14 protein-coding genes are annotated in these 18,420 nt (G+C 42.8%); 2 read left to right on the forward strand and 12 right to left on the reverse strand.

Translation table 11 applies throughout. The annotated features are described in order from the left end of the window. Positions 1 to 14 precede the first annotated feature (14 nt). The 5 genes from ACIY19_RS02125 to ACIY19_RS02145 all read right to left on the reverse strand — a co-directional run bounded on the left by ACIY19_RS02125 (position 15) and on the right by ACIY19_RS02145 (position 6,112). On the reverse strand, positions 15 to 146 hold the full coding sequence (locus ACIY19_RS02125; protein WP_061407648.1) for a teichoic acid D-Ala incorporation-associated protein DltX: 132 nt from the start codon (positions 144 to 146) through the stop codon (positions 15 to 17). A 227-nt stretch (positions 147 to 373) separates the two neighbouring features. Continuing rightward, positions 374 to 1,078, reverse strand: coding sequence for an MIP/aquaporin family protein (locus ACIY19_RS02130; RefSeq protein ID WP_096408665.1), 705 nt, complete (start codon positions 1,076 to 1,078; stop codon positions 374 to 376). A gap of 70 nt (positions 1,079 to 1,148) precedes the next feature. Beyond that, positions 1,149 to 2,975, reverse strand: a complete 1,827-nt coding sequence (gene glpO / locus ACIY19_RS02135; RefSeq protein ID WP_409002573.1) for a type 1 glycerol-3-phosphate oxidase — start codon at positions 2,973 to 2,975, stop codon at positions 1,149 to 1,151. 41 nt (positions 2,976 to 3,016) lie between these two features. Then, entirely contained in the window at positions 3,017 to 4,525 is a 1,509-nt protein-coding gene (gene glpK, locus ACIY19_RS02140) for a glycerol kinase GlpK (RefSeq protein WP_409002574.1), read from the reverse strand. A gap of 159 nt (positions 4,526 to 4,684) precedes the next feature. Then, positions 4,685 to 6,112, reverse strand: a complete 1,428-nt coding sequence (locus ACIY19_RS02145; RefSeq protein WP_409002575.1) for a helix-turn-helix domain-containing protein — start codon at positions 6,110 to 6,112, stop codon at positions 4,685 to 4,687. Between the two features lie 164 nt (positions 6,113 to 6,276). Here ACIY19_RS02145 and hslO point away from each other — a divergent pair, with 164 nt between their 5' ends. Together hslO and dusB are read left to right on the forward strand one after the other, a co-directional pair. Beyond that, the gene (hslO, locus tag ACIY19_RS02150; protein ID WP_000357853.1) at positions 6,277 to 7,149 is read left to right on the forward strand and encodes an Hsp33 family molecular chaperone HslO; all 873 of its coding nucleotides are present in this window, start codon (positions 6,277 to 6,279) and stop codon (positions 7,147 to 7,149) included. After that, a complete protein-coding gene (dusB, locus tag ACIY19_RS02155; protein ID WP_000183317.1) occupies positions 7,136 to 8,116 on the forward strand; it encodes a tRNA dihydrouridine synthase DusB in 981 nt (326 codons plus the stop codon). Before hslO ends, dusB begins: the two co-directional genes overlap by 14 nt. A gap of 65 nt (positions 8,117 to 8,181) precedes the next feature. On the opposite strand, the gene ACIY19_RS02160 is transcribed toward dusB, so the two are convergent. The 7 genes from ACIY19_RS02160 to ACIY19_RS02190 all read right to left on the reverse strand — a co-directional run bounded on the left by ACIY19_RS02160 (position 8,182) and on the right by ACIY19_RS02190 (position 18,420). Beyond that, complete coding sequence (locus ACIY19_RS02160; RefSeq protein ID WP_409002576.1) at positions 8,182 to 8,865, reverse strand: hypothetical protein; 684 nt, start codon at positions 8,863 to 8,865, stop codon at positions 8,182 to 8,184. Between the two features lie 297 nt (positions 8,866 to 9,162). Continuing rightward, positions 9,163 to 9,936 carry an NUDIX domain-containing protein gene (locus ACIY19_RS02165; RefSeq protein WP_409002577.1) on the reverse strand — a complete coding sequence of 258 codons (774 nt, stop codon included), beginning with the start codon at positions 9,934 to 9,936 and terminating at the stop codon, positions 9,163 to 9,165. Between the two features lies 1 nt (position 9,937). Then, complete coding sequence (gene pnuC / locus ACIY19_RS02170) at positions 9,938 to 10,717, reverse strand: nicotinamide riboside transporter PnuC (RefSeq protein ID WP_409002578.1); 780 nt, start codon at positions 10,715 to 10,717, stop codon at positions 9,938 to 9,940. Positions 10,718 to 10,726: 9 nt separating this feature from the next. Continuing rightward, a complete protein-coding gene (locus tag ACIY19_RS02175; protein ID WP_409002579.1) occupies positions 10,727 to 11,785 on the reverse strand; it encodes an AAA family ATPase in 1,059 nt (352 codons plus the stop codon). Positions 11,786 to 11,930: 145 nt separating this feature from the next. Continuing rightward, positions 11,931 to 14,366 (reverse strand): ATP-dependent Clp protease ATP-binding subunit, encoded by a 2,436-nt coding sequence (locus ACIY19_RS02180; protein ID WP_409002580.1) that lies wholly within the window; start codon positions 14,364 to 14,366, stop codon positions 11,931 to 11,933. A 1-nt stretch (position 14,367) separates the two neighbouring features. Continuing rightward, positions 14,368 to 14,826 (reverse strand): CtsR family transcriptional regulator, encoded by a 459-nt coding sequence (locus ACIY19_RS02185; protein WP_001211258.1) that lies wholly within the window; start codon positions 14,824 to 14,826, stop codon positions 14,368 to 14,370. 171 nt (positions 14,827 to 14,997) lie between these two features. Next, positions 14,998 to 18,420, reverse strand: a complete 3,423-nt coding sequence (locus tag ACIY19_RS02190; RefSeq protein ID WP_409002602.1) for a Spy0128 family protein — start codon at positions 18,418 to 18,420, stop codon at positions 14,998 to 15,000.

The raw sequence follows: 18,420 nt of genomic DNA on the forward strand, positions 1-18,420 counted from the left end.
TTTTCTCCTTTGAGTTAAAATTCGTTATAGATAAAGCCACCTTGTCCCTGTCCAAGGTAACTAAAAAAATATAGCAAGCCTAGTAAAATAACAAAATACAGGAATGTTTGAGCCCAAAAAATATAAAATGTTCTCTTTTTTTTCATATTCGACTTCTTTTCTGTAAACTTTCAGGAATATTGTGCAAATAAGCACTTACTATCTTATCTTTTTACCATTTTACCACTTTATGATGCTAATTTTCAACTGTTTACCGTCACTTAAAAGTTGGTTTTAGCTTATTTTAAGACAAGTTAAGATATTAATGTTTTGGCCATCAAAAAGAGCCTGAGATTCTCATCTCAAGCCCTATCAAAAATAATTGTTTTCTAGATTAGAAAAGCGAGAATACAAGCACGGCCAAGGCTGCACCGATAACAGGTCCCACAACTGGAATCCAAGCATAAGACCAGTCCCCATCTCCCTTATTTGAAATCGGAAGGATACTGTGCATGATACGAGGTCCAAGGTCACGAGCTGGGTTCAAGGCATAACCCGTTGTCCCACCTAGTGAAAGACCGATACCGACAATCAAGGTTCCCACTGCAAAGGTTCCTAATCCTGCCTGAAGGTCATAGAGCCCCAAGGCAAAGATTGTCAAGAGCAAAACAAAGGTTCCAAGGATTTCACTAACCAAGTTGGATACTGTGTTCTTGATTGCTGGTCCAGTACTAAAGGTCGCTAGGATATTGCCTGCATTTTCTTCTGCATCATAGTGTGGTTTGAATTGCAACCAAACTAAAATTTGAGCAAGCATCGCTCCAGCGAACTGAGCTAGGATATATGGGAATACCGAAGCCCAAGGCAAGTCACCTTTTAAGGCTACACCAAGCGTCACAGCTGGGTTTAAGTGTGCAGGACTAAGTTTGCCAGATACAAAGACGGCAACCGCAACGGCAATCCCCCATCCCATCGTGATGACGATCCATCCTGAATTGTTACTCTTGGTTTTAGGAAGAACCACACCTGCTACAACACCATTTCCTAGGAGGATAAGGATTAAAGTCCCCAAAAATTCTCCAAATAATTCTTTCATCATATCGTTGTCTCCATTTAAAAGAAGGAGAGAGAAGGCAAGGAAGGCCTACCTCCCTCTCTTCTAGTTTTTCTTAATTTTTTAATGCCGCTAAATCGTTGTTAGCAAGAGCTGCTTCGACATCCGCACGGTAAGTTGCTTTCTCGTCTTCTGTCCAGTCATAGAATCGTCCCATTTCATCTAAAACTGGCTCAACGATGCTATCCAAACTATCACGCATAAAGAGCATGTGGTTGGTACGACGAAGAAGGAAGTCAACTGGGCTCAGAGCCAACTCATTGCGCATTGCATAGTGAAGTGACAAAGTATCCGCCAAACTGAGTCCTGGTGCTTGTTCCAAACTATGAGCAAGAGCAAAGACTTTCGGTGCATTTGAACCGTAGAGATTTGCGAGATAGTGAGCTTCCTTGCTATCCAAGCCACGTGACACTCCAAGTTGCGCAAAGGCTTCGATTTCTGAGTCCACATTTGCTGGGTTCAATTCCCCACCTGAAACAGGGTAAGTCTTAGAATTGATGAGTTTAAAGCTACGGTCAAATTCTGCTTTGAGGATGTCAACCACGCGCTCCATAGCTCCTTCAGCCATCTTACGGTAGTCTGTGATTTTACCACCAGCAAGGGTCAAGAGGCCATTGTCATCTCGGTCCAAGCTCGAACCACGTGAAACTGCAGATGGGTCCAAATGTTTCTCAGAGGTACTGCTTTCAAGCTTGCTGACAGCAGACTCAACATCTTCACGCGTTTTTTCTTTAGAGAGATAAGATTCAACAGTCGCAATCAAGTTGTTAAAGCTTTCATCACTGATGGTTCCGTTATTTCCTCCATTGTAGTCAGAAGCGCTATTGCCTGCGATCAATGGACGAAGACCTGCCCAGCTACTTTCGATATCATCAATGGTAATGTTTGCTTCTGGGAAGCGGTTGTTGACAATGCCAAGTAGATAATCTACATCTTCCTGAGTCACTTTTGGATGTTCCAAATCCCCTGTGTAGTCTGTATCCGTTGTACCAAAGTAAGTCTTGTTTTCACGCGGGAGAACAAAGACCATACGACCATCTCCCAAACCAGTGTCAAAGTAAACTGGCTGTGAAACCTTGATCTTGCTTGAGTCCACTACCAAGTGAACTCCCTTAGTTGGACGCATTTGTGAGAATTGGGTTCCCTTATTAGACAAGTTACGTACTTTATCACTCCAAGGACCTGTTGTGTTAATCACCAGACGGGCCTTGATTTCAAAGACTTGGTCTGTCAAGAGATCACGAGCTACAACACCTGTAATCTTGCCACTTTCGTCAAAGAGGAAGCCTTCTGCCTTCACGTGGTTAGCAATGAGGGCACCGTCTTGGTTGGCACGTTTGATATTTTCAATCACGAGACGCGCATCGTTGTTACGGAAGTCAAGGTAAACCCCACCTCCTACCAAGCCTTCTTTCTTCAAGTTTGGCTGGCGTTCCAAGACTTCTTCCTTACTCAAAACCTTGTTAGCAGCTGGCGTGTTGTTAACTCCTGCCAAAAGGTCGTACAAGTCCATGGCTACTTTAAGACGGAAGAGGCTAAAGGTCGCTCCATCTTCGTCGTAAACTGGTAAGAGCATTGGGTCTGGTTTCGGAATGTGGGGAGCGATTTGTTGAACTACAGCACGTTCAGAAACAGTGTCTGATACCACTTCTACGTCGAATTGTTTGAGGTAACGAAGACCACCGTGAACCAATTTTGTTGAACGACTGGATGTTCCTTCTGCGAAGTCCTGCATTTCAATCAAACCAGTATCTAGACCACTAGCTGCTGCCTGCAAGGCTACACCAGCCCCTGTAATTCCTCCACCGATAATCAAGAGGTCCAAGGTACGTTCCTGCATTTTTTGAATTGATAATTCACGTGTTTTCTTTGAAAATTCCATATTTACACACTTTCTAACTAAGTCGCTTTATTCTTCCAGTATTAGTCGTCTACTTCCGCAAAGACTTGCGTTGCTTTTACAGCCTTCTTCCAGCCCTTGTAGAGTTGTTCCTTGCGAGATTCGTTCATCGATGGTTCAAAGAGTTCTCCTGTCTCGTTCAAGAGTTTCAACTCATCCAAGTCTTTCCAATAGCCCACTGACAAACCTGCTAGGAAGGCTGCCCCTAGAGCTGTTGTTTCCAAGTTTTTGGCGCGTGCGATATCGATTCCCAAAATATCAGCTTGGAATTGCATGAGGAAATTGTTCATAGCTGCACCACCGTCTACTTTCAAGACTTGGATAGCTGTCTGCGCATCCACTTGCATCGTATCGATGATATCACGGACTTGATAAGCGATAGATTGAAGAGTTGCCTTGATAAAGTCTTCTTTACTTGTTCCACGAGTTAAGCCAAAGACAGAACCGCGGGCATTTTGGTTCCAGTATGGAGCACCTAGACCTGTAAAGGCTGGAACGACATAAACTTCATCATTGTTGTGAGAATCACGAGCGTATTTTTCAGATTCTGGTGAATTTTCCACCATGCGAAGACCGTCACGAAGCCATTGAATGGCACTTCCTGCGATGAAGATAGAACCTTCTAAGGCATAGTAAACCTTGCCATTGATACCGTAACCAATGGTTGTCAAAAGATTGTTCTCAGACAACTGCATCTCTTCACCAGTATTCATGATGATGAAAGAACCTGTTCCATAAGTATTCTTGACCATACCTGGTTCAAAGGCCAACTGTCCAAAGAGGGCTGCTTGTTGGTCCCCAGCTATACCTGAGATTGGCACTTGTCCACCATAGAAATGGAATGGAGCTGTCTTACCGTAGATTTCAGAGTTAGAACGAACTTCTGGCAACATAGCCTTTGGAATGTTGAGGATTTCCAAAATCTCATCATCCCATTTAAGTTCTTTAATGTTATAAAGCATGGTACGAGCTGCATTTGAGTAGTCCGTCACGTGAGCCGCACCGTCAGTCAATTTCCAAACCAACCAAGTATCGATGGTACCAAAGAGCAATTCCCCTTTTTCTGCTCGCTCTTGAGCACCTTCTACATGATCCAAAATCCAACGAACCTTGGTAGCAGAGAAGTAAGCATCGATGATCAAACCAGTCTTTTCATGGAATTTTTCCACATAACCTTGACTTTTTAGTTGTTCAGCCAAAGGAGCTGTCTGACGTGATTGCCAAACGATAGCATTGTAGATAGGGAGCCCTGTTTTCTTATCCCAGACGACAGTTGTTTCACGCTGGTTGGTAATCCCGATTGCTTCGATTTGATTTGGCTTGACACCACTTTCGATGAAAGCACCCGCAATAACTGACTGAACAGAGTTCCAAATTTCATTGGCATTGTGCTCTACCCAACCTGCCTGAGGGAAAATCTGGGTAAACTCTTTTTGACTCGAGCTAACTTTTTCTCCTTTTTTGTTGAAAATAATGGCACGAGAACTTGTAGTTCCCTGGTCAATGGCCATAATGTATTTTTCTTGTGACATGTGCTGTCCTCCTGATAAAGATCTTGAGGATGTTTCCTCTTTACAGTAACTAGTATACAAAATAAAGCGCTTTCTTATTCATCAACTTTTTTTAATTTTTTAAAAAATGTGAGTAGATTGTGTGAATTTCACAAAAAAGACCTGGAACAACCAAGCCTTTTAAGTGAATAATAACTGACGAATCGCTGCCAAATCTTCCAAATCCAAGTCGTTTTTTAAATAATAAACTGGAGTCTGTTCCTTCTTATGAATCGGGTTATTGGTAACCAGCAAATCATAATGTCGAGTTCGGTCATAGGCTTCAATGGTAATAAAACGATTGTATTCCAAATACCGTTTCAAAATGGCTGCCATCCTTGAAAAGACAAGAAAACCTGATGTCAAATCCAAACCAATCCGCATATGCTGGCCACCATTTTCAGCCATATATTCAATTAACTGGAGCCATTCCCAGAGAATTTTCTTATCCAAATCCGTCCCCTGCTGAAAGGCAGGCAAGGCATGAAAAATCTCCTCTGCCGTTCCCCTAAAATCATGTTCCATCAAAAAATAAGGATGACGATTCTCCAACTGGTACTTGTAGCGGTCCTGTAAAATATAGCCCTTATAGAGATAGACTTGAGCACAAAGCTGACTGAGTTCATAGGTAACGTGATCCTCTGTATAATCACCCAGCAACTCCTCCTTCTTCATTTCTTGAATCAACTGTGTCAGCAAATCGGCCAACTGCCCTCCAAAACCAAGGATATATTCCATAGTATGAAGAGGAAGAATGCGATGAGATAGGAGGAAAGAGAAGAAAATCATCATCTCCCCATCCTCAGTTCCTAGAGGAAGGTGTTGTCCAGCAAAAAAGGACGGAGCCTTTCTCAGCAAACGAAGGTAGAAAATATTGTCAAAATACCCTCGCATTTTCTCTTCTATCACTTGGAACTGACAAGCATTAACCCGAAGACGCTGTTGACTGATATGAGCCCAGAGAACCAAGTCCAATTTCTGACCCGAAGACAAACTTGCACCGCAGATTTCTTCTAAAGTGGCAATCTCCTGTTTTCTCTCTGGTTTCTGCATGTGACCTTCCCATTCCTGACTGGACCAGACCTTGCGGAAAAGACAGAAATAGAAATAGCGAATCTGATGCTCTGGACCTCGCCAACGTCCATTTTGGATAGATAAGTCAAATTCTGACAAAATCTGATTCAAACTAGCTAAGTGGCGACCAAGCGTAGCCTCACTAATCATCAATTCTTGAGCCAGCTGATGGGCTAAAAACTGTTGGTGGTAGAGAAGATAAACAAGAATCTGGTATTTAACAGCATTCTCCAAAAACAAGCTCCGAATATCTCTCCCCTTGGTAGCTGCACCGATTGACAGACGCAGATTTTCATCTTCTAAGGAGATAATCAGCTCTAAGCCACTGTCCAAAGCCTTGTCATTGAGCAGGGTGACATATTTGGTTAGAGTTGCTTTTGAAAATCCTGTTTCCTCCATTACAGCCTTGACGGTCGTCTGAGACTCTTGTAATAGAAAGGAAAGGATTGAAAATTGGCCAGATTCGGCCTTTTCCATCAAATCTCCTAAATACATTTGTTACCCCTTTCATTTTCTACCTTAAGCATAGCATAAATCTTACAAATGCTGAAATAATCTGTTTCTCTTTTTATTTTCATGCTGATTTCCTGGTCCATTATCCTAAAAATCAGCAAACACACGGCTCCCCCTTTGGGCATTTTTATGCTAAAATAGTAGCTATGGATAAAATTATTAAAACAATATCAGAAAGCGGAGCCTTTCGTGCTTTTGTCCTTGATAGCACAGAAACCGTCCGCACTGCTCAAGAAAAACACCAAACCCAAGCTAGCTCAACTGTAGCGCTTGGTCGAACTCTTATCGCTAGCCAGATTCTCGCAGCCAATGAAAAAGGAAATACCAAACTAACAGTGAAGGTACTGGGATCTAGCTCTCTAGGAGCCATTATCACCGTTGCTGATACCAAGGGGAACGTCAAAGGCTACGTTCAAAATCCTGGTGTTGACATCAAAAAGACTGCAACTGGTGAAGTCCTAGTTGGACCTTTTGTTGGAAATGGTCAATTCCTCGTTATCACAGACTACGGTACTGGAAATCCTTACAACTCTATGACTCCCCTCATCTCTGGGGAAATCGGTGAAGACCTGGCCTTTTACCTGACCGAAAGCCAACAAACCCCTTCAGCAGTCGGCCTCAATGTCCTTTTAGACGAAGAAGACAAGGTCAAGGTTGCAGGTGGTTTCCTAGTTCAAGTCTTGCCAGGAGCTAAGGAAGAAGAGATTGCTCGCTTTGAAAAACGCATCCAAGAAATGCCAGCTATCTCAACCCTTCTGGAAAGTGACGACCATATCGAAGCCCTCCTCAAGGCTATCTACGGTGACGAGGCCTACAAGCGTCTTTCTGAAGAAGAAATCCGTTTCCAATGTGACTGTAGCCATGAACGTTTTATGAACGCTCTTTCTAGCCTTCCAAGCTCAGACTTACAGGAAATGAAAGAGGAAGACCATGGGGCAGAAATCACTTGTCAATTCTGCCAAACGACTTACAACTTTGATGAAAACGACCTGGAGGAACTCATTCGTGACAAATCTTAACACACCTTTTATGATTGGCAATGTTGAGATTCCCAATCGTACCGTTTTAGCACCTATGGCTGGCGTGACCAACTCAGCCTTTCGTACTATTGCAAAAGAGCTCGGAGCTGGACTCGTTGTTATGGAAATGGTCTCTGACAAGGGAATCCAATACAACAACGAAAAAACCCTGCACATGCTTCATATCGATGAAGGCGAAAACCCTGTCTCTATCCAACTATTTGGTAGTGATGAAGACAGCCTAGCACGCGCAGCAGAATTCATCCAAGAAAACACCAAAACCGATATCGTGGATATCAACATGGGCTGCCCTGTCAACAAAATCGTGAAGAACGAAGCTGGCGCTATGTGGCTCAAGGATCCAGACAAGATCTACTCTATTATCAACAAGGTCCAATCTGTCCTTGATATCCCCCTCACTGTCAAAATGCGCACTGGCTGGTCTGACCCATCTCTTGCAGTAGAAAATGCCCTCGCTGCTGAAGCAGCAGGTGTTTCTGCCCTCGCCATGCATGGCCGTACCCGTGAACAAATGTATACAGGTCACGCAGACCTCGAGACCCTTCACAAGGTCGCTCAAGCCTTGACCAAGATTCCCTTCATCGCAAACGGTGATATCCGTACTGTCCAAGAAGCCAAGCAACGCATAGAAGAAGTCGGTGCTGACGCAGTCATGATTGGCCGTGCTGCCATGGGAAATCCTTACCTCTTCAACCAAATCAACCATTACTTTGAAACAGGAGAAATTCTCCCTGATTTGACCTTTGAAGACAAGATGAAAATTGCTTACGAACATTTGAAACGCTTGATTAACCTCAAGGGGGAAAACGTAGCTGTTCGTGAATTCCGTGGACTCGCTCCTCACTACCTCCGGGGAACATCTGGTGCAGCCAAACTTCGTGGAGCCATTTCCCAAGCAAGCACCCTGGCTGAGATTGAAGCTCTATTGCAATTAGATAAAGCTTAATACACAAAAAACCGTAACTCACTTGAAGTTTACGGTTTTTTTATCCAAGGAAAACCTAGATACTATTATTGAATCAAGGCAACACTCGAAACTTTACCATCCGCACCTGTTGTAATTTGGATGATTTTTCCTCCACCGATTTTGGCATTATACTTGCCATCATCAAGAGTGTAAGAGTAGCCTCTGATAGAATAGTTTTCTTTCTTTCCATCTGCAGTTTCTACTGTGAATTGCCCCCCTGATGAAACTGTAATGGTTTCGCCATTCGCTCCCTTCCAGTTTCCTGCTGCAGCTGAGAAGTCACCATCCACCATGGTTAAAACTCCCTTGTAGCGTTTGTTGTGTTCTGCTTGCTTGTCTTGAAGTTTGCGGTCAGTTGTTGGATCATAGCTTGACTGGTTAGACTGGGCTTGAGAACCTTGCTGGGTTGACGGAGCCTGAGAAGGGGCTGGTTGACTAGGAGTTGCTTGTTCTTGTCTTGATTCAGGTGCTGGTTTCGCTTGTGACTGATCTGCTGTTGTAGAAGACTGATCAGAAGATGCTTGAGCCTTTTCAGATGAAGCTGAGCTTGAAGATTTTTGAGTTTTGCTTTCTTTGTTAGAAGAAGCTGCTTTAGAACTTGATGATTGACTTGTCTTTGCAGAGCTACTGGTTTGTGTGGTTTCGTTTTTATTTCCACAAGCTCCCAGTAGCAAGGTAGAAGCCAATACAGTCGCTGCTATCAATTTGATATAGGTTTTCTTTTTCATTTTTCTACTCCTTTGTAACATTTTTGAAATGCTAAGAAATCTTTTTGTAATATAATTGTAACATTGGACTTTGAATCTGTCAACTATTTAGAGAAACTATTTTAAAAATTATTCTCTCTACTATCTCTATTCGTAATCGAAACGAAAAAATAGGAAAATTTCCTAGATTAGAGCTATTTTTTTACATCCTACTTTATATAGTCGCTTGCATTGTTCTAAAATAAAAACAGTCGCAACAGCAAAGTAACTTAATAAGGGCAAACAAAAAGGTCGGGAACTTTGTTCCGACCTCGCTTTTTATTTCAATCGATAGGTTTTTCTTGGTTTCTTTTTAGGAACTCGCTTGAGTCCGACTTCTTCTACATATTCGCCGTATTTTACGAGAAAGTTATTGCTGACGATTGGGCGACCGGGGTTGATGAGATTGACTAGTTCAGTTCCTTCGTAAACAGTGAACTCCTCTTCCAGCAGATAAAGGAAGGTCGGATTCCAGTCAAGTCGCCCTTGGATTCGTTTGATGGACTCTTGGATAATGGCATAATGGTCAAAGGCGAAGGCTTGCTCGTCCAACTCCACTCCCTCTAGGAAGCACTTGCCCGTCCGAAAATCCACATCTACAAAAACCACATCCTTAGCATCGTCTCCAGCCTGAACGAGGTCTAAGGCACGACTAGGTAGGTACACCAAGTGGGCAATGGTCACCGTCCAGCCACGTGGATCACGACCGGGGGTCGATACGGTCATCAATTGCTCGATTTTTTCTAAAGGTAGATCGAGATTGACTTCTTCTCTCACCTCGCGCTGACAGGCATGGGCAGCATCTTCTCCCTTGTCCATAAAGCCTCCAACTAAGGCCAAACAGTTTTGATAAGGGTGGGCCTTGCGACGGATCAGTAAGAGCTTGATCTTTCCTTCGACAAAGCAGTAAGCCACCATATCTACTGTCACACTTGGTTTTTCATATTGAGGGAGTTCCTGCTTGTAGTACCAGTCTAAAAACTCCTCCTGACTGGCATGAATTTCAAAATATTCTTTTTCCGTCATCCCTGCTGGAATCTTTATGTCTGCCATCTTATGCCTCCTTTCGAACTGCCTTGGTCCATTGGTACCATCCCACTAGACTATTGAGCGTGTAAACCCAGTACATCCCTTGGATGTGGATGTTTTCACCCCACCAGAGGTAGATACTAAAGAGATTGGTTGCAATCCAGAAAATCCATTGCTCACGATAGAGACGTGTCATCAAGAGCTGACCAACACCATTGGTCGCATCGGTTACACTATCACGGAAAGGGCGAGCACTATTGATACTTTGATAAGCCAAGCCCATGCCAATCCAAATGATAACAGTCAAGACCAAGTACTTGAGCCAGTCAAGAACAGATAATTTCTTAGCTTCAAAGTGGGATTCTTCTGGTTTTCCTTGGTCATTGATACGATTGGACAACCAAGCATAGAGACCAATCGGCTGCATGACAAAGAAGTAAACAGTCGTCAAGACTTCGCCATAAAAAGTCGCATTCATGGCCAAAATCAAATAGATAGCCGAGTTAATAGCCCCAAAGAGATAATTGCTTGCACGCCCTTCTGCTACCAAGATAACACAGACAATCCCAGTCCAAGATGCAAACAAGCTCAACCAGTCATGGCTTTCTGTATTTTGTGTGAACTCCAAGATCAAAGGAACACTTGACAAGGCGATGAGATACAACCACTGGAAAAGACTACGGCCGACAAAGAGATCTTTCCAGAGCAGGCGCATGATTCCTGCAAAACCGATCTTTCGGGCTTCTGCATGGACATTTTTAAAGTTTTCGATAAATTGTGTGATTTTTTTAGTTACTGTTTTCATAATTTTCTCCTAATCTGCTTGGTAAATGGTATCTATAGCCACTTTGGCTGCTTCATAATTGCCTAGGTAATCCTCAGCTAGATAAACTAAAGGAATGGTGGTTAAATATCGCTCTCTCATCTGGTCCAAATGCTGGGAAAAACTGTGACGAATATGGTCTTCTGCCATGGTCATATCTCTAAACCCGTCATTGACATAGGAGCCTACAGGTTGCACAAAGAGAATCAAGTCCCATTTTTCCTTAGCCAAGATCGAAACAAAGAGATTGTCAAAGGTTTCTCCTGATAAGTCCCCTTGATCCTCTGTCTCCATGTAATAGTCATAGTAGCCCTTAGTTACTAAGGAGTTTGTGTCAGCTATCACTAGGCCTCGATTGGCATTACTGTCAATTAACTTAGAGGTCTGGTCATACTGCCCTAAAAGGAGATAGTAGTAATCCTTTGGAGTCAATTCATCGTCGCGGACATTGTTTTTGATCTGGTACTCACGTGCGTATTCCAGGCTGACCGGCGCATCGTAATACCTTGCCAAATCCTTGGCTAGAGTAGTCTTCCCATTGCTGGCACTTCCCATAATCAACACTTTCTTAGTAAACTGACGACGGAAGGGCTGAGCGATGTATTTCCAATATTTGCTTGGATTTTCTCGAATCATAGTCGCTGAGATTCCAAACTTTCTTTCTTGCAAGACAGTGCCAAATCCACGATTAGATAATTCTTGCTGGTAGTCACGTTCTCCCACAAAAAAGATCAGTTCTTGCTGGGCTTCATCGTAGGAAATCTCCGATAACATCTGGTCCAACCACTCCTGCCAGCCCATAGGATAACGGGGAAGGTTGGTCTCATCCAGTTTGCAGACAGAGGTCAACTCATCGTCACGAAAAGCCTCTCTGATATAGCGAAATCTTTTTTGAAGAGTTAAGCCTATCTGCTCCCCTCGGTCTCCCTCATAGCCTGAAACAACTACCCAGACCTGATCACACTGACGCTTCGCTCGCTGGATTAAATCGATATGCCCCTGATGAAGAGGGGCAAAGGTTCCAAATACGACTGCTGTTTTCTTTTTCATAAACGTTTTGCCTTTTTATAATTTTTGATATTTTTATTTTATATGTTTTTATTATATACTATATTTTTGTTTTGTCAATAGTTTTTTATTATTTTTTATAAAAAGGTGATGAAAAAGAATCAGGATTCCTCCTGATTCTCTAGTTTTAAGCAATATCAAATTTCAATTGTCCAGCTTTTACACCAATTTTGAGGGTCTTACCTGCTACCAGTTCTCCCTTGAGAAGGAGTTCTGCTAGCTTGTCTTCCACTTCTGTTTGCAGGGTTCTGCGAAGTGGACGGGCTCCCATTTCTGGATTGTAGCCTTGACTAGCTAGTAACTTCAGTGCCGAAGCTTGCAGTTTCAAGTCAATTCCCTTCTCTTCCAGGCTAGCAATCAACGGTTTAACCATGATCTTGACAATTTCCTGCATGTGGTCGCTATCCAAGCTATGGAAGACCACCTTTTCATCAATACGGTTGATAAACTCTGGTCGATAAGCTTTTTTCAACTCTTCGAAGATGCGTTTTTCCATATTCTCATGGTCAAAACGAATGTCCTTGGCCCCAAAACCAACTGTCTTGTCATCACGAAGGGCTGTCGCACCAAGGTTTGACGTCATGATGATAATGGTATTTGAAAAGTCAACCTTGCGTCCCTTGTTATCTGTCAAGACACCGTCGTCCAAGACTTGCAAGAGGACATTAAAGATGTCTGGGTGGGCCTTCTCTACCTCGTCAAAGAGGAGTACGGAGTATGGTTTATTGCGGACCTTCTCAGTCAACTCCCCCCCTTCTTCGTAGCCCACATAGCCCGGAGGAGCTCCATTGAGACGGCTGGCTGCGAATTTCTCCATATACTCACTCATATCAAAGCGGATAAGGGCTGATTCGTCATCAAAGAGAACTTCTGCCAATGCCTTGGCCAATTCGGTCTTCCCGACACCCGTCGGTCCTAGGAACATAAAGGAACCAATCGGACGCTTGTGGCTGCGAATTCCTGACTGGTTGCGGCGAATGGCACGGCTAATACTTGAAACAGCTTGATCTTGACCGATGACACGTTTGTGCAGTTCCGCTTCGAGGTTAAGGTACTTCTTAGCAACTGTTTGCGTCAGTTTTTGGACTGGAATCCCTGACAAGCGACTCAAGGTGGTCAAAATATCGGATTCTGTCACCAAGTCTTTATAGACAGGGACCTCCTGCTCTTTTGCGATTAGCTGGCCTGCTTGTTTCCACTTGCCATCCATCAAGGCCTTGTCAGCTGGACTCAAGTCGGATTCGTCCATTCTCACATGCTTGGATTTGTTTTGCACAGTTGCTGCTGCCTCATCCAAGAGGTCGATAGCAGAGTCTGGCAAGTGACGACTGGTCAGGTAACGATGTGCCATCTTAACAGCTGTTTCGACAGCTTCATCTGTGATTTTCACACGGTGGTGTTTCTCATAGGTAGCCTTCAAACCTTGCAAAATCGTCATGCTATCAGCTAAACTTGGCTCTTCAATCGTAACTTTGGCAAAACGACGAGAAAGAGCTGCGTCTTTTTCGATGTGTTTTTGGTATTCTTCCTGAGTGGTTGCACCAACCGTTCTCAAAGTTCCACGAGCCAAGGCTGGCTTCAAGATATTGGCCGCATCCAAAGTCGAATCAATACCGCTACCAGAACCCATGATGGTGTGGAGTTCATCGATAAAGAGGATAACTTTGCCATCTTCCTCGATATCCTTGATGATATTGTTCATACGCTCTTCAAAATCTCCACGGAAACGTGTCCCCGCAACAACATTCATCAAATCAAGTTCCAAAACGCGCATTTTAGCCATTTCCGCAGGTACATCCCCACTAGCAATACGCTGAGCAAGTCCAAGGGCCAGAGCTGTTTTCCCGACACCAGCATCTCCAACCAAGACCGGATTGTTCTTGGTCTTCCGACTCAAAATCTGAATCATACGTGAGATTTCCTTGTCACGACCGATAACTGGCTCTAACTTGCCAGAGCGCGCTTGCTCTGTCAAATCATGCGTGTAATCCTCTAGACCACCACTTGGATTCTGAGGCATGCCGCCCATCATATTGGCCATGGAATTTTGCTTGTCTGCTACCGTGCGATGGCGTTGACGCAAAGCCTTAAGGTCTTCTCTTGTCCAACCTGCACGTTCCTCTAAATTGCGACGAAGAGCAGCAATTCTGACCTGATCTTTCTGATCTTCATAAGAAAAACCTGCTCTCTCCAAGATGCGAGTCGCCAAGGCATTGCCATCATGCAAAATCGCATAGAGGACATGCTCTGTCCCTAGCACCTTAGCATGGACCACTGAAGCCACATACTCTGCTTCTGCAAAGAGAATCTCCAAACGATGGGAAAAGGGCAATTCTGTAAAGGTTTCGTCTTGGCTATAGGCCGTTTCAGTCAGCTCTAACGCAACCTCTTCTAAACGGTCCATCTCGTATGGATAATCGTTTAAAGTCGCACCTGCCACACTGTAACTGTGATTGGACATGGCAATCAATAAATGCCAAGACTCTAGGTAATGGGCTCCAAAATGGCTCGCAACCATGTAGGCACTTTCGATACATTCATTCAATGCTTTTGAATAGTTCATCTTACTTCTCTTTTCTATCTACCTCTTGCAATAGCTGTCGGAGCATATTGGCACGGACAACTGAGGATTCTTCTCCTAGGACACGATCTGTTGCTACAGAAGTCAGCAAGGTCATTTCCTGCTTGGTCATCAAGTCCTGCTCCACCAAAAGCTGGAGAATATCCTCATAAATCTCCTGACTAACTCGCTCACCAATCGAGTAAAGCAAATCGCGGAGCATCTCATGATGATTGGAAAACTCAATCCGTCCGATACGAATGTAGCCTCCGCCACCACGCTTGCTCTCAACCAAATAACCTCTGCTTTCAGTAAAACGTGTCTTGATGACATAGTTGATCTGACTTGGCACAACCTGAAAGGTATCTGCCAACTGGCTCCGCTGCAATTCCACGATACCAGACTGGTCTAAAATCGCCTTGATATAGGCTTCGATATGATCTGATGTATTTTTAAATCTCATAGTAAATCAAACTCCTTCTTTGAACCTTGACTATCTTTGACTATTATACCGAAATTTTTGATTTTTTTAAAGGAAAAGGGAGCGAGTTGCGAAGATTATTATAAACTACCCAAAACAAAAAGATGGGACCGTAAAACGGTCACCATCATTTTGCTTTATTCAAAGTTAAGATTAGTCAACTTTTTTAGCACGGTATACAAGTCCTGCCAAAGCTGCAAGAACTAGACCAAGAATAGTAGAGAATGCTGTAAAGTCTGCTCCACCAGTGTTTGGCAAATCTCCCTTAGGTTGTTCACCCTTAGGATCTTCCTTAGGTTCTTCTTTTTTCGGTTCAGTATACGTGTTAGTGATTGTTGGGTTGTTACCTGTAACTGTTGTTACAAGTTGGCCTGCAGCATTATCTGTCACTTTTACTGTCACTTCGTAAGAATTTTCATCATATTTGATATTCTTATCGTCACCTTTTACTTCAGTAATAGTGTAAGTGTGCTCACCTGCTGCTGCGTACTTAATTGCTTTGAAAGTAACAGTACCGTCTGCAGCGTTTGTAGCTGTTTCGATTACTTCGTTACCTTCTTTAAGTTCAAACTTAAACTGACCTGCTACAAGTTCTTTTTTACCATTCAAGACTTTCTTAGCTGTTAAGTTTACTTGTGTTGAAGACGCGACATAAGTGTTTGTGAAGGTTGGGTTGTTGTCAGTTACAGTCGCAACAAGTTGACCTTGACCATTATCTGTAACTTTTACTGTTACATTGTGAGTAGATTTATCGTATGTCACACCTGCTTCGTTACCTGCTTTTTCAGAGATAGTGTAAGTGTGGCTACCTGCTTCTTTGTATTCGATACCTTCGAAAGCAACAGTTCCGTCTGCAGCATTTTTAGCTGTTCCGATTACTTTGTCACCTTCTTTAAGTTCAAACTCATATTTGCCTGCTTCAAGGGCTTTACCTTCTAAGACTTTCTTAGCGGTAATATTTACAGTTGTTGAAGCTGCTTTATATGTGTTGGTGAAGGTTGGGTTGTTACCTGTAACAGTTGCAACAAGTTGACCTGCACCGTCATCTTTAACGTTCACCTTAACTTCGTGTTTGGCAGTATCGTATGTCACACCTGCTTCGCTACCTGCTTTTTCAGTGATAGTGTAAGTGTGGTCGCCTGCTTCATTGAACTCAATTTCTTTGAAAGTAACAGTGCCGTCTGCAGCATTTTTAGCTGTTGCAACGACTTTGTCACCTTCTTTAAGTTCAAACTCATATTTACCAGCTTCTAGAGCTTTACCATTCAAGACTTTAGTAGCCGTGATAGTAGCTGTTGTTGTAGCTGCTTTGTAAGTATTGGTGAAGGTTGGGTTGTTGTCAGTTACAGTCGCAACAAGTTCGCCTGCACCGTTATCAACAACTGCAACTGTCACTTCATGTGTAGCAGTGTCGTATGTCACACCTGCTTCGCTACCTGCTTTTTCAGTAATTGTGTAAGTGTGAGGGCCTGCAGCATCATAGCTGATTGCTGGGAAAGTAACAGTACCGTCTGCTGCGTTTTTAGCTGTCGCAACGACTTTGTCACCTTCTTTAAGTTCGAATTCGTATTTGTCAGCTTCTAGAGCTTTACCGTTCAAGACTTTAGTAGCTGTGATAGTAGCTGTTGTTGTAGCTGCTTTGTAAGTATTGGTGAAGGTTGGGTTGTTGTCTTTTACATCTGCAACAAGTTCACCTTGTCCATTATCTGTAACGTTTACTGTTACTTCGTGTTTAGCAGTGTCGTATGTCACACCTTTTTCACTACCAGCTTTTTCAGTAATTGTGTAAGTGTGAGGGCCTGCAGCATCATAGCTGATTACTGGGAAAGTAACAGTACCGTCTGCAGCATTCTTAGCTGTTGCGACTACTTTGTTGCCTTCTTTAAGTTCAAACTCATATTTGTCTGCTTCAAGCGCTTTACCATTCAAGACTTTAGTAGCTGTGATGGTAGCTTTTGCTGGTTTAGCTTTATAAACGTTCGTGAAAGTAAGGTTGTCTGCGCCTGTTGCAGTTGCAACAAGTTGACCTTGGCCGTTATCTTTAACGACTACTGTTACTTCATAAGCATTTGGATCGTATTCAACTCCGGCTACATCACCTGCTTTTTCAGAGATAGTGAATGTACGAGTTTCTTCTTTTGTGAAGGTAAGTTCTGGGAATTGAATCTTACCGTTTGCATCGTTTGAAACAGTGTGGAGAACTGTTCCATTTTCTTTCAACTCAAATTCAAATTGGCCAGCCTCGATAGCTTTACCGTTCAAGACTTTCTTAGCTTCAAGTTGAAGTTTTGCTTCTTTAGCAGCGTATGTGTTTGTAAATTCTTTCTTAGAATCTTTATATTTAACACTTGCAATCTTTTGACCATACACGTTTGCTACAGTAACTTCTGCTTCAAGTACTGAATCATCGTATGTATAGCCAGGTTTGTTGTCATTTACTTCTTTAATTTGGTATTTGAATGTACCTTCATTAGAGAATTTAACTGCTGGGAATTTAACATTTCCTTCAGCATCGTTTTTAGCTTCAGTTACAGAACCATCTGGAGCAATCAATTGGAAAGTAAATGCATCTGCCTCAAGAGTTTTTCCTTCAAGTTTTTTCTTAACTTGGAATTCAACCTCATCAGACTTCGCACCTGAACCGATACCTTCTGTAGTTGTCAAAGCAGCAAATCCATGAACATCAAATGTTTCTTGATCGGTTGTCGCTTTTACATCGTTAAATGCTTTTTTAGTTGCATTGTCAACTGGAGCAGTTAGACGAGTTTTATATAGAATATAGAGACCTTGTCCGTCCATTGTACCATCACCGTTTGGAGTGATTGTAAAGTGATTTCCATCAACAACGTTGATATGGGCAGCTTCTAGTCTTGGACGAGCTTCAGCTTTGTTCCACTCAGTAAAGTAGTAACCAGTAATTTCACTTGCAAGAACTTGTCCTTCTGGAATAGTATCTTCGAGTTTAACCCCTGTGTAAGATTTTGCATAGCGGTTAACACGGATACGCCAGTTTACATAGTTAGGATCGTCTGAGTCTTGAACTCCCCATTTAGTAAATCCAGTTGGGTCATCATCTGGGACGATACGAGTCAAAGTGTAAACTTGGTCACCTGGGATATTAATTTGATAAGGAGTGTTTAGTTTAACACTATCTGCCCAAACGACTGTAAACAGGGCAGTAATCTCCTTGTTCTCTGACAAATTAGCAAAGTAAGCAGCATTTGTCACTTTGACAGTAGCTGTGTTATCTGCTTTACTAGTTGTCAATTCAGCAATAGTTGTTTGCCCATCTGGTGCTTTCAATTCCGTAGTAGAATCTTTTTCAATTTTAAATTCGTTTGGAACATGATACACCATGTAATCCCCATCTTTGAGGGTTACATCATTTGGGAAACTATAAGTTGGTTGAAGATAGAATTTACCTTCCCCGTACTTAGCGCCATCAACAAGTTTGTTATTGTTGATTTTTGAAACAGTTTTCATTGTGTAACTGCTCGCTGGTAGTTCCTCCGCTTTAACAACATTGCTAACTTTAAGTGCAGGCAAAAAGACCGACACAACCAGCAGCAAAGCCAT

Origin of the sequence: Streptococcus sp. ST14 (assembly GCF_046098195.1) — a bacterium.
Classification (GTDB): domain Bacteria; phylum Bacillota; class Bacilli; order Lactobacillales; family Streptococcaceae; genus Streptococcus.